We start from the raw sequence: 12,561 nt of genomic DNA on the forward strand, positions 1-12,561 counted from the left end.
AATGGCTTCCCCCATGCAAAGAAAACGAGTTAGTAGCCGATCAGTAGATGGACTTACGTTGCTTGAGATACTGGTTGTCCTTTTCGTCTCAGGATTGCTGTCTGCTATCACTGCACCAAGTTGCCTTGCTTTTTTAGCTAAGAATCAAGTCTCTATGGCTCAACAAACTGTCTTCTCAGCCCACCGAGAAGCTCAAAGCAAAGCTTTACGTGAGGCTCGCTCTTGGGTTGCTAGTTTTCGCAACAACACTGCGCTGAGAGGTCAATTTGCCATTCATCCTGCTGGTATCACTGCAACTTCGTTAACGGAGGCACAATGGCAGAGTTTACCCGAGGGTATTGCGATTGATGTCGATAACACTACTCCCCAAAAGCCACCTGGCAGTATTTATTCTGTAACCTTTAGTATGAAGGGAACTTCTACTAATTTAGGTCGCATAGCACTTACATCTAAAAACACAAAAGCCCGAAGGTGTGTATTTGTGTCCACTTTGCTAGGGAATCTACGTACTGAATCTGATGAGAACTGTCTGCGCTAGATCCAGCTGAAGTTAGCAGGGCGGCAGGGCTCTAAACTTGAGCTACTGGTATGTTCATGCCTTCTAGTCCATTGACCCATTGGAAGATAAACCCTGGTTTCCGCTGTAGTTGGCCTGCATCTTGCTCTTGTCCTACCAACACTGAGGCTGGTTGTGCCGGTTTCATGGGTATGCCCGCCCACCGGTAGAGAAATTAGAGTAAAGTGTGCCCAACCTTCAGCAGATTTGGTCTTCCCTATGCCCTGGTCCCGGTTGGTCAGCGGAGTAGTTGCCATTATCCTGGCACTCGGGATGATTGTCCTGGGTGGCTGGTACTTTGCCGTGCCGTTCGGGATAATCATCTTCTTGGGGCAGCAGGAGTATTTTCAGTTAGTACGGGCCAAAGGCATCGAGCCAGCCGCCAAGACTACTTTGGTGGTCAGCCAGGTTCTTTTGGTTGCAGCAATAGCGGCACCCAGACTCGTAGATGCGGTGCTACCAGTAGCTGGAACGCTGATCTGCTTCTACCTGCTCTTTCAACCTAAGCTAGCTACTATCGCAGATATTTCCGCCTCTATTTTGGGGCTGTTTTATGGAGGCTACCTGCCCAGTTACTGGATTCGCCTACGGGGACTTGGTGATTTACCTGCCGAGGGCTTGAGCTGGGGGGCATATTGGCCTGGAACCGACAATCCACCTGCAGGTCTGCTCTACACCCTGCTGGCCTTCGGCTGTATCTGGGCGGCTGATATTGGGGCTTACATCGTAGGCAAGTTCTTTGGCCGTACACGACTGACAGCAATCAGCCCTAAAAAGACAGTAGAAGGGGCTGTATTTGGAGTCGGTAGCAGTGTGGCTGTTGCAGTGGTGGGCTCTTGGCTGCTGGGCTGGCCAGGTTGGCCTCTGACAGGCGTAGCTCTAGGATTAATTATAGGCATCGCCAGCCTACTAGGCGACCTGACCGAGTCAATGATGAAGCGGGATGCTGGCGTGAAAGATTCTGGGCAAATCATTCCTGGACATGGTGGCATTCTAGATCGGGCCGACAGTTACGTATTCACGGCGCCTCTGGTTTACTATTTTGTGACCCTGCTGCTGACTCAGTTTTGACATTTGGCGGCCAAACCTCAAGCTTTAGCTGATTAGAGAGAAGATGCTTTGAGGAACGTCCCTAAATCCTGGCGCATCCTTTGGGCCAAGTATCAGTACCGCATTCGTCCTCTATTCCGGGCTGGGCTATTCCTAGTAGGTGCATTGTTACTCCTCCACTGGAGCCGTTGAGGCACAATAGGTTGTCTTGTTGAGCGGTGTCCTCAATGCTCAAGCGCCTGTTTCCTTTTCTTGCTCTGTTTACGTTAACGCTGGGTCTATTACTCGCCTGCGGTGGCCCACCCCAGCCAACAAATTCATCCACAATTGAACCGGAAGCCTCAACCGCTGGCACTTCCAGTGTGCTGGTATTTGGCCGCGGCTCGGACTCGCCCTCCCTAGATCCAGCTAATGCCAGTGATTTTGAGTCCTTTATTGTCACGCGTAACCTGTACGAAACCCTAGTTGCTTTAAAGGACGGTACCACTGATATTGAGCCGGAGTTGGCTGAGTCATGGCAGATCTCCCCAGATGGCAAGACCTACAGCTTTAAATTGCGGCAGGGAGTCAAGTTCCACGACGGTACGGACCTCAATGCTGATGCGGTCGTCACCAATTACGAGCGCTGGCTCAACAAAGAGGGAGGTGGCACTTACGACTACTTCCAAACTGTATTCGGTGGCTTTGCTGGGGAACCTGACTTGCTCACACAGTCAGTGAAGGCTGTCGATCCCTACACCGTTGAGTTTCAACTCAAACGGCCCTTTGGCCCCTTTTTAGGAGCGCTGAGTTTACCTGCGTTTGGCATCGTCTCACCTAAGGCCCTTGTATCTGGTCAGTCAATCAATGACAAGCCTGTTGGCACTGGTCCCTTTAGGTTTAAGCAGTGGTTACGCAACGAAACGATCACCCTAGAGAAATTTCCTGAATATTGGCGTCAAGGAGAACCGAGAGTAGCTCAGCTAATTTATCAAGTCGTACCGGAAGATCAGGCCCGTTTGACAGCCCTGAACACTCAACAAATTGACTTGATGGATGGTTTGAATCCTGATCAGTTGAGCCAGGTCCAGGGACAAGACCAATTGCAAGTGTTCAAGCGTCCCAGTTTCAGCATTGGCTACCTTGGTTTTAATGTCACTAAGCCACCCTTCGATAAAGTGCAGGTGCGGCAGGCCATTAGCTACGCCGTTAACAAACAGGCGGTTGTTCAAGCCTTCTATGCAGGAAATGCCCAGGCAGCAATTAACCCGATGCCACCGAGTATTCCTGGTTATGCAAACCAAATCCAGGACTACGATTACAACCCGGATAAAGCGAAGCAACTGTTGACCGAAGCCGGTCTGCCTAATGGTTTTGATACTGAGATTTGGATTTCCTCTAAGGGCAGCAAGATTTTACCCAAAGCAGATCGGATGGCTGAGGCCTTCCAGCAAGACCTTGCCAAGGTTGGCATTAGAGCCAAAATTGTCGATTCGGAGTGGGCTACATTCTTAGCCGATACCCGTGCGGGCAAACAGCAGATGTTCCTGTTGGGCTGGTCAGGAGATTATGCCGATGCAGAAAGCTTCCTAGGGCCTTTGTTTAACGGCCGGAATATTCCCGGCAACAATCGCTTCCGCTACAACAATCCCAGAGTCAACAAGCTGTTGGATGATGCTCTAGTTCTAACTGATGAGGCTGAACGCCGTGCCCTATACGTTCAGGCACAGGAGATTCTGAAACAAGATGCACCACTGGTGCCACTAGTTCATGTATCGCTGCTCCTGGCAGGGTCCAAAGACGTTCAGGGCTATAAACCTAGCCCCGTTGGCAGTGACTCCCTTGCTCGCGTGAGTGTAGGCAACACCTAACCGGTTGACCTAGACGGGTTACCCTGCTTCACCCTCCTGGGTGTGGGCAATCTCAATCTGAGTTGGGTAAACCATTAAAGAGGGGTAGTCAATATCCCTCGACGAGGGGATGAACTCTCTATCCACTTCGCACCGTGACGGCTCAGTGCCTCTGTTCAGAGCCGACTACGTTGGGATGCAACTACCTCACCTACCAGGTCTATCCCTATGAAACTGAAAGTAACTGACGATACCTTCTTCAAAGCAACGCCTAAACAGGCTAGCCAGCTCAAAGATACAGAGAAGGTTCTAATTAAGAAGAACACTGAATTTGCTGTTCACTCCCATGCACCAGCTGAGCACGAGCATGTGCGTGTGGCTTTGGCAGATACCAGATTAGGACCAGAGCAAAAGAACACCTGGTACGTCTATGGCCCGCACATCGAGGTTGAGGGTACAGATGAGGACAACAACCCCAACGACCCTGATGAGGACGGTGAGCCCAAGACTGGTCCTTTCAAGCTGCCGGGCAACAAAAGCATCTTCTACCTTTCAGACACGATTGTTCCCGGTGGCAGCTTCACCTGGGCAGAGGCAACCAAAAACGGCACGCGCATTCCGGTGAGTTCGGAAGTTGTTGTCAGCGTTATTAAGATCGCTAGGGTTTTAGAAGAAATTCGCGATTATTTGGGTGAAAAACCCGTGCGGGTTAACTCTTGGTACAGAGATCCAGCCAATAACAAGCGGGTGGGTGGGGCACGCGATAGCCGTCACCTCTATGGAGATGCTGTGGACTTCACTGTCCAAGGCATTCACCCTTCAGAAGTCCACCGTCGCCTTCATAACTGGTGGGGCTCTAAAGGGGGCCTAGCTAGCGCCAGCAACTTCACCCATATTGACGCCAGAGGCTACCGGGCTCGATGGACCTATGGGCGTTAGAGGTTAGCGGACTGAACCAAGGAGAAGTTAGGCAAAACGGCTCCAGCCCACCAGCAGGAACAGGACACCGCCCAGCACTAGACTAGCGATCACCACGACGCTGAGACTGAGCTGGGCGATGGCTGCTACCCACATGAGTAGAGCCACGGCTCCACAACCGACGCCAAACAGGTAGAGCAATTTCAGACGCTGCACCACCGACGCAGGAAGCAACCGGGCCGGTAAGGTTTCAGTGCCGACAGCAAAGAAAGACAGCAAACTTAAAGCCCATGCCCCCCAGCCGATTGAGTTGAGAGGCACATTCCCAGAAGACGGGTTGGGTTGGTTCAGACTAGTCTGAATGGCATCTGCAAGCTGATGGCTACCCGCAATGATGCCAGCTTCTCGATTGCCACGATTGAGTGAAGGAATGACGGTGCGGTTGAGAACTGAGGCAACTACATCGTCTCTTAGGCTAGCCCTCAAATAGGGCTGAATAGCAACTTCTGCCTTGCGCTCACCGACAGTGACTAGCAGGAGCGCGCCTCGAAGATCCCAAGTTTGAAGCAGTTCTCGGGCTAGTTGACGGGGAGTTCGGTTTGAAGGAGCCCGCAATATAGTTGCTACCCCTAAGCCAACGCCTGTACGGTTATAGAGGTCATTGAGCCTAACGTTCAGGTTGTTCTCAGACGCTGGCGTCAGCAGTTGGCCTTGATCTGCAATCCAACTCTGCCGCTGCCGAGGATTGGGAATTAAGGCTTGGGTGATAGACGTCTCTGAACGGTTAGTTTGGGCTACGGCTGGAGAAAGCCCAAGTAGCCCAAAGCAAGCCCAGACCAAGAGACCCAGGATTGCTAGACGGGTTAAGCGCATCAGTCTCAGCTAGTCGGGTAGCGTTCGCAAACTTGTTGTCGTACGGCTAACAGGTTAGCTGAGAGTTCTCGCTTCAAGCAGCGCTCGATGGCTATGACAGGTGTGAGTCGCTTGGGCAAAACCTGAAGGCGATAGGTTAGGCGAGATCCCTCAGCCTCGGGATCTAACTGCCAGCAACCCCTAAACTCCTGGAAGTCACCCTCCTGCATCTCAAACCGGATCTCATTAGGATAGTGCTCTTCCATCAGCAGCACGACCCGCGCCGAGAAGTTGAGAAACAAGACGTTCTGAGATCCGACCTGCTCTAGTAGGATGCGCCCCTGACTGTCGTGACTCAGGTTGCTCTCAGCCAGGTTGGGGATGAAGTCTGCTAGGGCTTCATAATCAGTGAGCACCTGCCAGACCTGCTCTAGCGCTCGTGGCACTGTAATACTCGCGGTGAGGAGACGGGAGCGTCCCTCAGCTTTCGTGGTGATTTCGACGGCTTGCAATTCCCCTGGGGGCAGCCCCTCGACAGCCCCCAACTGGTCATTCGATTTACCCGTTTCATCTGAGAACAGCAGGTCCATTTGTACCCCACCCCTCGGTCTAGTAGGTATTTTAACTTGATTTGCCTGCTGCATAGGTTTGCTCTAGCGGGCGGCCCAATCCTTCGCCCAGCGGAGAGTTTGCTGAACCAATTCGGGGGTCGCTGCTTCGCTGTAGAGCCGCAGGACAGGCTCGGTGCCACTGAACCGGATAATCAGCCAGCTACCATCCACCAGACGGAACTTATAACCATCAATGGTCAAGCAATCTGCTACGGCACGACCAGCAATCTCAGTAGGAGGTTGGGTTTGCAGTTGAGCCAAAAGCTTGGCTCGCACATCCATACTTGCCAGTGGTAAATCGATTCGGTCATAGACTGAAGTGTACCCAGCTTGCTGTTGCAAGGCACGATAAAGGTCACTCAGGTCCTTGCCACCTGCAACCATCGCTTCTAGCAAGTACAGACCTGACAATAGCCCATCCCGCTCCGGAATGTGGGTGCCAAAGCCAATGCCACCCGACTCCTCACCGCCTAGTAGTACGGACGATGTGAGCATGCGATCGGCAATGTACTTGTAGCCAATCGGGGTTTCGTGGACTGGCAGGTTGTGCAGAGCAGCAACCTTGGGAATCAGGTCTGAACCGCTGATAGTCTTGACAATCTCACCTGTCAAACCTCGGTTGCGGGCCAGGTGATCGATCAGAACTGGAATCAGAATTTGGGGGCTCAAAAACTCACCGGCTCCGTTTACGGCGGCAATACGATCACTGTCGCCATCGAACACCAAACCGACGGAGAGCTTGTCCGGGTGCTCACGACGGAAGCGACGCATCTGACGGAAGAGTCCGGAGAGGTACTGAGGCAGCGGTTCTGGGGCACCGCCGCCAAATAGGGGGTCACGGCTACTATTCAGTTCGGTGACTTCAACTCCTAGCAGCTGAGCTAGACCACCGGCTGCAGCGCCATGCATCACATCTGCAAACACAGTAATTTGCCCTTGTTCGATGGCTGCCCGAATGCGAGGGATGTCCACTTTGGAGCGCAAGACTTCGCAGTAGCTGGGCCAGGGATCAAAAGTGGTCAGGCTGCCAGGGGCAACATCGGGGGCAGCAGTTTCCTGCTTGAGCAATGCCTCAATCTGCTTAGTCACTTCTGGTGAAACAGAACCACCAAAGGAGCCCTTAACTTTCAACCCGTTATAGCTGCCAGGATTGTGGCTGGCGGTAATTACGATAGCTCCTAGAGCTCCCAAGCTCTTGGCCGCCCAGCTAAAAGCAGGGGTGGGAGCATAGCCTTCTCCGAGGTATACATCAAAGCCCGCTCGCACAACTGCTTCCGCAGCCCGTTGTGCAAATTGCTCTGATAGAAAGCGCCGGTCGTAACCAACGATTATCAGTTTGCTCCGGTTCTCCGCACCGTAGGTTTCAGCCAGAACTCGGGCTGCCAGGGGCGCAACTTGAGCCACTCGCTCGAAGGTGAAATCTGCCGCAATTAGGCCACGCCAGCCATCGGTGCCGAACTGGATGGGGGCTACCTGGGACGGGATCCGGGTCGGTTGAGCCATAGCGATTTCGAGGTCTCGTAGATTGAGGGCAATAGGCCAGAACTGCACCCAATCTACGAGAATCCCTGAGCTTACCGGTTAGCTGCTGTTGAAGATTCGGACAGAGTCTTTGAAGATCTAGTGAAGGCCGAGGCAGATCAAGCCTCGATAAAGACTAGCCTGAGCCCTAGCGACTCAAGCTTGTAGACTAAGGGGGTGCTGCGTCCTTACGTTTCAATGCCCCTCGATCTCAGCTTCCCAATTGATCAGCTTCGCTTCGATAACCAGGGATTATTACCAGCTATTGTTCAGGATTACCTGGATGGAACGGTACTGATGCTGGCCTGGATGAACCAGGACTCGTTGCACAAGACACTTGAAACGGGGCGTACCTGGTTCTGGAGCCGTTCTCGGCAAGAGCTGTGGCCTAAGGGCGAAACCTCAGGCCATGTGCAATGGGTCAAGTCAATCCGCTACGACTGCGATAGCGATGCCCTACTGCTGAGTGTGGAGCAGGTTGGCGATGTTGCCTGCCACACGGGTGAGCGCAGTTGCTTCTTTGGAACGGGTGAGGCCTCGGTACAACCGCCTGCCGATTCGCTCTCCCAACTCTATGCAGTAATCACGGACCGCCGCGACCACCCCAAACCGGATTCGTATACCTGTAGCCTGTTTCGGGGTGGAGACAACAAAATCCTCAAGAAAATTGGCGAAGAAGCTGCCGAAGTTGTCATGGCTTGCAAGGATGACGAGCCTGAGGCAATTGCGGGGGAAGTAGCCGATTTGTTCTACCACACGCTGGTCGCTCTCGCCCATCACCAGGTGGACCTCAAAGCGGTCTACCGCAAGCTCCAAGAGCGAAGAGGTTAAAGCCCTTCGTCCCTCCTAGACACCCTGACCTTAAAGAACCGGGTAGCTCTGCTAGTTGCGGTCTAGAGGTTGAAAAGGAAAACACTGCAACAAAGCATAAATACCTGTTCCGCTAGGTATACCTCTTTAGCAATAACTAATTTCTTCCGGATCTGGGGCTTCCGGTTTTGTATGCAATTCTTTGTAAGTTTCTAAGAGTTTTGGCTAGACAGGCTGGGGCCACTTCCGTATTTTTAAGGATAGGGGTCAGCCACACAGAAGTATCAAAGAAGGCTTGTCCAAAGCAGAGCTACGGACATAGATCCCGTCTGGGGTGAGTATGGCATACAGCAATTGGTCAATGGCCGGTTCACACTACCCACTAATCTACGTCCCGGAGCCAGTGGCAGGGCTGAGCAAAAAGCTGCCACCACCCGTTCCCCGCTACCGTTGCCAGTCTCTACCTGAGAAACCTAGAGCGAAGAAGACGCATTTGGGGGTGCTGATCGCGGAAGGCACTGCTGGTTTGACTCTGTGGCTTTCAGCGCTAGCAGTGATGCAAGGCGCAGCTATCAGTTTGGGTGGTGTGTTTCTGGGCCTAATGCTGCTGGTGATCCGCATCCAGATTGCTCAGAACCGGGCGCACAAGGCTCAGGTGAAACGCTATCAGGAGGCTGTACGGTCACACCTCATGGTGGAAAGCTATCGACGGGAGGCCTATCGGGAGATGGTACGGGAGCGCGAAGAGATTCTTAATGATCCCAGTCGCTTGAGTGCTTACCGACGTCAAATCCTCAACGATGCGCTTAGTTCCATTCAGTGTTTTCGCAACCCTGCGGCTGATTGGCAAGAACCAGAAAAGGCTTATGAGTTTCGCTTTCTAAATTATCTGGAACGGTATTTTCCAGGGCGGGTATATCGGGGCAACTTGCTCCTTGTGCCTGATCTGCCGCCGGATTGTGTTTTGGATTTTGCTTACATCGATACGGTTACAGGCATACATATCAATATTGAAGTGGATGAGCCTTTTTTCCTGGATGCTAGTACGGGCTCTTGCGAACCACGCAATTTTGTCGGCAGTTCTGATTTGCGCGACAAACTACTGGCAGATAAAGGCTGGATCGTGATTCATTTCGCAGAGGAACAGGTCATTCGCGCACCCAAGAGTTGCTGCAAGGCTGTGGCGTTGACCATTGCTGACCTCACTGGCAATCAATTTTTGCTAGCTGCTTTTGAAGATATTCCTAAGCTGCAACCGGTACCGCGTTGGACAGCGGAAGAGTCGATGCGCATGGCAGTAGAGGAGTTTCGTTCTCGAAAAGCTCAGAAGAAGGCAGCGGGTGTCAAGTCACGCTTGCTACCCGATCAGTCCCGAGCAGGAATGTCGTAGTTGTAATCGAGAAGTTCTGATCCAGAAAGAGTTAGCCCAAAATTCTATTTAGAGCATTTGCGGCTTAGCACTAGCTGCCCATTGCCAAGCCGATACATACCCTCACTTTTTACTACTGGATCGCCAATCTGCTAAGAACGATTGCTGCTGGCTAAATTGTTGGCAGCAGAGGAATTGTGCAGGTTTCAAATGTAGAACTTGACCTTGCTGGTGTGGCTTCTGACCTTGGGACTCAGAGAACCAGGCTTTTGGTCTTTAGTCCCAGAGTTTTGGTCCAGCACACCAAGCTTCTCATTCAGCTCCCCAAAGTTCTGATCTTTAGCTGCAAGCTTTTGATCGAGGACAACAAGCTTTTGATTGAACTCCCCAGAATTCTGGCGAAGCTCTCCAAAGTTTTGTTCTAGCTCACCAAGTTTCTGATCTAGCACCCCACACTTTTATTCCAAGTTTCAAGCCTTATGATCAACCTCACCGACCTCAACTCAGAGAAACCAGCTCTGCGCTTTGTGCTCGTTGGCTCATGACAAGCGGTGTAAGACAACCGCCTACGATTGCGGCAACTGGGCTTTGCTGAGCTGCACGAGTGGAATCCACCTTAGGCCATTGCCAGTCATCCCAATTGAGTGGTTAGTGTTCTCATTCGCGCGATTACTGGCTAGAGCAAGCTGAGGGCTTAACTCTCAGCTTGCTCCGCTCCTTCCCGTTCAAGTCGCTCCCTTAGCAGAGACTGTGCCAATTAACCTTGCCAACCAGGGCTCAGGCAATTGCAACTCTATCTAGCTGATTGCGGAAGCTGGCAAACGATAGGTTGATGAAACCATCATCTGAGTTGCCGTTAGCAGCCCGACCATCATATCCCCAGGGATTGCGTAACACGACCCGTTGTTGACCATTGCTGCTGACATAGACGTTGGTGATTGAGTAGGCGTGCAAGCCCACGATATCTCTTGTAGCAGGTTCTCTATAGCGGCCCACAGAGATGAATCGATTGTTGGTGAACGCGCTTTGCAGTTGGCCAAAGCTGATCTCACCTGTATTGAACACACTGGGTCTGCGTCCAGTTACAAACTCTAGAGGCCGTTCTATCTGATCGCCATTGCCAATCAACTCGTAGCCAGGTCTACCGTTGTACCACTCTTGCCACTGCGCATAAGCCCGCGTCACTAGCGGTGTCCAAAGCACATTATTGGGGTTATTGGGATTAGCACTGCCGCTAGCCTGTGCTCCAAACAATTCTCCATTGAACACCGCTAGACGACGATCTACCGTTTCATACTCCGCCTTGCCATTGGAGAAAAAGCGCACCGCATAAGAGCCATCACCGTTGTCTGTAATCATGCTGTTAACTACAGCGCTGCTGGTATTGCCAAAGCCATTAACTTGAGGTCCGAAGGTTGCTCCCAAAGCAGCCAAAAAAGTGCAATCTCCTAAGTCGCGCTGGTCAATATCGCCGATGCGAGCCAGACCTGAAGGGCCAAATAGATTGCCCTGAACCTGTACATGGGTCAGAGGATACTCATTAAACTGTGGCGTGGGGGTATAAGTGCCCAAGAACCAGCGACCTACGTTAGATCCAAAGAGACTGGCGGACATATTGCTACTGGTTCCTTCCACAACTTGAGCAGCAAGCCAGCGAACTGGATTACTCATCCTGAAGCGGTTATTGGTATTGACCAGAGCCCACAGGTCAGCCTGCTCATTCACATCAATAATTGAGTCATCCTGCACACTGCGGAAGATAGACAGCATATCGTTACGGCTGAAATTGCTATCAGCCGCGAGATTACGTGCCTGAAACACAACATCCGAATCCCTTAGATTCTGAGCAAACCAATCGCTTGGAGCAGTTGAAGATAAACCCAATGTATAGAGCGTATTGGCATTGCGGTGAGAATTCACACGGACATAGTAGACCCCTGCATCTAAGGAGAGATCGAGCGTTTCTGAGCGAAGACCACTGTTCGTCGATCTAGCCACTACCGAACCTCTGCTATTAAGCACAAACAGATCGGCATCGGCTCTGAGATTGGTGAGTGACAGATCGAGAGCGCTGTTCTGTCCTAGCTGGAAGCGATAGTAGTCAGTAGAGTCAATACCGCTAACCGCTTCGGTTCTGTAGCGGTTTTGGTTATAGCCTGGGGAACCAAGGTTTGAGGCGGTGTTGAGCGCACTACCAGGATCCGAACGTGAATTTCCACTCCAGTAGCTTAAAGCGTAGCCGGTGCTAGCATTTTCCCAAGCGGTAACCTCGATATAGTAACTGCCCGCAGCTAAGTTACGGCTGATCCATTCAGCTTGAGTCCCATCAGCTACAGAACTAGCAATCACATTGCCTTGACTATTCAACAAGCGCAGGTCAGCATCGCCAGTCAAACCGTGCAGCGCAAGATTAAAACGACCCGCCTGGGTTAACTGGCAGCGATAAACATCACTGGTATCATTAATATCAACAAACTCGCGGCGAATCCCCACCAAACTGCCCCTGCCACCCCCAAGGTTTGAGGCCGTTGCCAACGTAGAGCCAGGATCAGCTGCTGTTCCAACTCTGGGTGCGTTAGCAGTGACTAAACGATGGTTGGTGAGCGGATCCGAGCTTGAATTACCAACCAGAGCAGCACTTGCAACATTGCCAGTCAGCGCATCAACTTCAACTCTGGCCGTTGATGCACCCACTCGATGATTTCCAGTATTGATAGCTCTAATATCTAAGAGGTTGGCACTGCTCTGGTTAATACCCGTCAGAGTATCCTCATCCGCAGAAGTATAATTAAGCAAAGAGTGGCTTTCGGAACTGAAGCCAACAGAGTTTCGAGTTGAGGTATTAGCTAGTGAGGCCGTTCCCTCTAAGCCAGAATCGGGACTCAGGTTAGAGGTTCCTATGGTTGAGGAACCGAGGCCAACCGTTGAATATAGAACACTGCTAGAGTCAGAAACCGATAAATCACTGTGCATGTTAAATTCCCTGCTGGCTCGTAAGGGTTAGTGGAACAGGCGTTAGCTAATTCTTTGACTCACGCAATCGAT

At 51.8% G+C, this 12,561-nt stretch carries 11 protein-coding genes and 1 pseudogene; 7 read left to right on the forward strand and 5 right to left on the reverse strand.

The annotated features are described in order from the left end of the window. Nucleotides 1-13: 13 nt before the first annotated feature. Nucleotides 14-109: pseudogene (locus H6F94_RS33530) on the forward strand (prepilin-type N-terminal cleavage/methylation domain-containing protein); the annotation flags it as partial. A 45-nt stretch (nt 110-154) separates the two neighbouring features. Continuing rightward, nucleotides 155-538, forward strand: a complete 384-nt coding sequence (locus H6F94_RS08135; protein ID WP_242041045.1) for a hypothetical protein — start codon at nt 155-157, stop codon at nt 536-538. A gap of 31 nt (nt 539-569) precedes the next feature. On the opposite strand, the gene H6F94_RS32885 is transcribed toward H6F94_RS08135, so the two are convergent. Beyond that, entirely contained in the window at nt 570-704 is a 135-nt protein-coding gene (locus H6F94_RS32885; protein ID WP_277878023.1) for a hypothetical protein, read from the reverse strand. Nucleotides 705-775: 71 nt separating this feature from the next. Between H6F94_RS32885 and H6F94_RS08140 the strand changes: the two genes are divergently transcribed. The 3 genes from H6F94_RS08140 to H6F94_RS08150 all read left to right on the forward strand — a co-directional run bounded on the left by H6F94_RS08140 (nt 776) and on the right by H6F94_RS08150 (nt 4,374). Beyond that, nucleotides 776-1,627 carry a phosphatidate cytidylyltransferase gene (locus tag H6F94_RS08140; protein WP_190801706.1) on the forward strand — a complete coding sequence of 284 codons (852 nt, stop codon included), beginning with the start codon at nt 776-778 and terminating at the stop codon, nt 1,625-1,627. 206 nt (nt 1,628-1,833) lie between these two features. Beyond that, the gene (locus H6F94_RS08145; RefSeq protein WP_190801707.1) at nt 1,834-3,456 is read left to right on the forward strand and encodes an ABC transporter substrate-binding protein; all 1,623 of its coding nucleotides are present in this window, start codon (nt 1,834-1,836) and stop codon (nt 3,454-3,456) included. Nucleotides 3,457-3,663: 207 nt separating this feature from the next. Continuing rightward, nucleotides 3,664-4,374, forward strand: a complete 711-nt coding sequence (locus H6F94_RS08150; RefSeq protein ID WP_190801708.1) for a D-Ala-D-Ala carboxypeptidase family metallohydrolase — start codon at nt 3,664-3,666, stop codon at nt 4,372-4,374. A 27-nt stretch (nt 4,375-4,401) separates the two neighbouring features. Here the strand turns inward: H6F94_RS08150 and H6F94_RS08155 are convergent, their stop codons facing one another. From H6F94_RS08155 to H6F94_RS08165, 3 genes are all read right to left on the reverse strand, one after another. Beyond that, nucleotides 4,402-5,226: a TPM domain-containing protein gene (locus H6F94_RS08155; RefSeq protein WP_190801709.1), complete on the reverse strand. Its 825-nt coding sequence runs from the start codon at nt 5,224-5,226 to the stop codon at nt 4,402-4,404. Between the two features lie 5 nt (nt 5,227-5,231). Continuing rightward, on the reverse strand, nt 5,232-5,795 hold the full coding sequence (locus H6F94_RS08160; protein WP_190801710.1) for an SRPBCC family protein: 564 nt from the start codon (nt 5,793-5,795) through the stop codon (nt 5,232-5,234). 63 nt (nt 5,796-5,858) lie between these two features. Next, a complete protein-coding gene (locus H6F94_RS08165) occupies nt 5,859-7,367 on the reverse strand; it encodes a phosphoglucomutase/phosphomannomutase family protein (RefSeq protein WP_396426422.1) in 1,509 nt (502 codons plus the stop codon). Nucleotides 7,368-7,535: 168 nt separating this feature from the next. Here H6F94_RS08165 and hisIE point away from each other — a divergent pair, with 168 nt between their 5' ends. Next, complete coding sequence (gene hisIE / locus H6F94_RS08170; RefSeq protein ID WP_190801711.1) at nt 7,536-8,168, forward strand: bifunctional phosphoribosyl-AMP cyclohydrolase/phosphoribosyl-ATP diphosphatase HisIE; 633 nt, start codon at nt 7,536-7,538, stop codon at nt 8,166-8,168. Between the two features lie 319 nt (nt 8,169-8,487). Continuing rightward, nucleotides 8,488-9,537 (forward strand): PDDEXK family nuclease, encoded by a 1,050-nt coding sequence (locus H6F94_RS08175; RefSeq protein ID WP_190801712.1) that lies wholly within the window; start codon nt 8,488-8,490, stop codon nt 9,535-9,537. 756 nt (nt 9,538-10,293) lie between these two features. On the opposite strand, the gene H6F94_RS08180 is transcribed toward H6F94_RS08175, so the two are convergent. Continuing rightward, nucleotides 10,294-12,489 (reverse strand): pre-peptidase C-terminal domain-containing protein, encoded by a 2,196-nt coding sequence (locus tag H6F94_RS08180; RefSeq protein ID WP_190801713.1) that lies wholly within the window; start codon nt 12,487-12,489, stop codon nt 10,294-10,296. Nucleotides 12,490-12,561: the final 72 nt, after the last annotated feature.

It is taken from the genome of Leptolyngbya sp. FACHB-261, assembly GCF_014696065.1.
In the GTDB taxonomy this organism is placed as follows: domain Bacteria; phylum Cyanobacteriota; class Cyanobacteriia; order FACHB-261; family FACHB-261; genus FACHB-261.

What these genes read in the sequence shown, in the direction of transcription:
- H6F94_RS08135 (WP_242041045.1), top strand. Translation starts at nt 155, where the DNA reads ATGGCTCAACAAACTGTCTTCTCAGCCCACCGAGAAGCTCAAAGCAAA.
- H6F94_RS32885 (WP_277878023.1), bottom strand. Translation starts at nt 704, where the DNA reads ATGAAACCGGCACAACCAGCCTCAGTGTTGGTAGGACAAGAGCAAGAT.
- H6F94_RS08140 (WP_190801706.1), top strand. Translation starts at nt 776, where the DNA reads ATGCCCTGGTCCCGGTTGGTCAGCGGAGTAGTTGCCATTATCCTGGCA.
- H6F94_RS08145 (WP_190801707.1), top strand. Translation starts at nt 1,834, where the DNA reads ATGCTCAAGCGCCTGTTTCCTTTTCTTGCTCTGTTTACGTTAACGCTG.
- H6F94_RS08150 (WP_190801708.1), top strand. Translation starts at nt 3,664, where the DNA reads ATGAAACTGAAAGTAACTGACGATACCTTCTTCAAAGCAACGCCTAAA.
- H6F94_RS08155 (WP_190801709.1), bottom strand. Translation starts at nt 5,226, where the DNA reads ATGCGCTTAACCCGTCTAGCAATCCTGGGTCTCTTGGTCTGGGCTTGC.
- H6F94_RS08160 (WP_190801710.1), bottom strand. Translation starts at nt 5,795, where the DNA reads ATGGACCTGCTGTTCTCAGATGAAACGGGTAAATCGAATGACCAGTTG.
- hisIE (WP_190801711.1), top strand. Translation starts at nt 7,536, where the DNA reads ATGCCCCTCGATCTCAGCTTCCCAATTGATCAGCTTCGCTTCGATAAC.
- H6F94_RS08175 (WP_190801712.1), top strand. Translation starts at nt 8,488, where the DNA reads ATGGCATACAGCAATTGGTCAATGGCCGGTTCACACTACCCACTAATC.
- H6F94_RS08180 (WP_190801713.1), bottom strand. Translation starts at nt 12,489, where the DNA reads ATGCACAGTGATTTATCGGTTTCTGACTCTAGCAGTGTTCTATATTCA.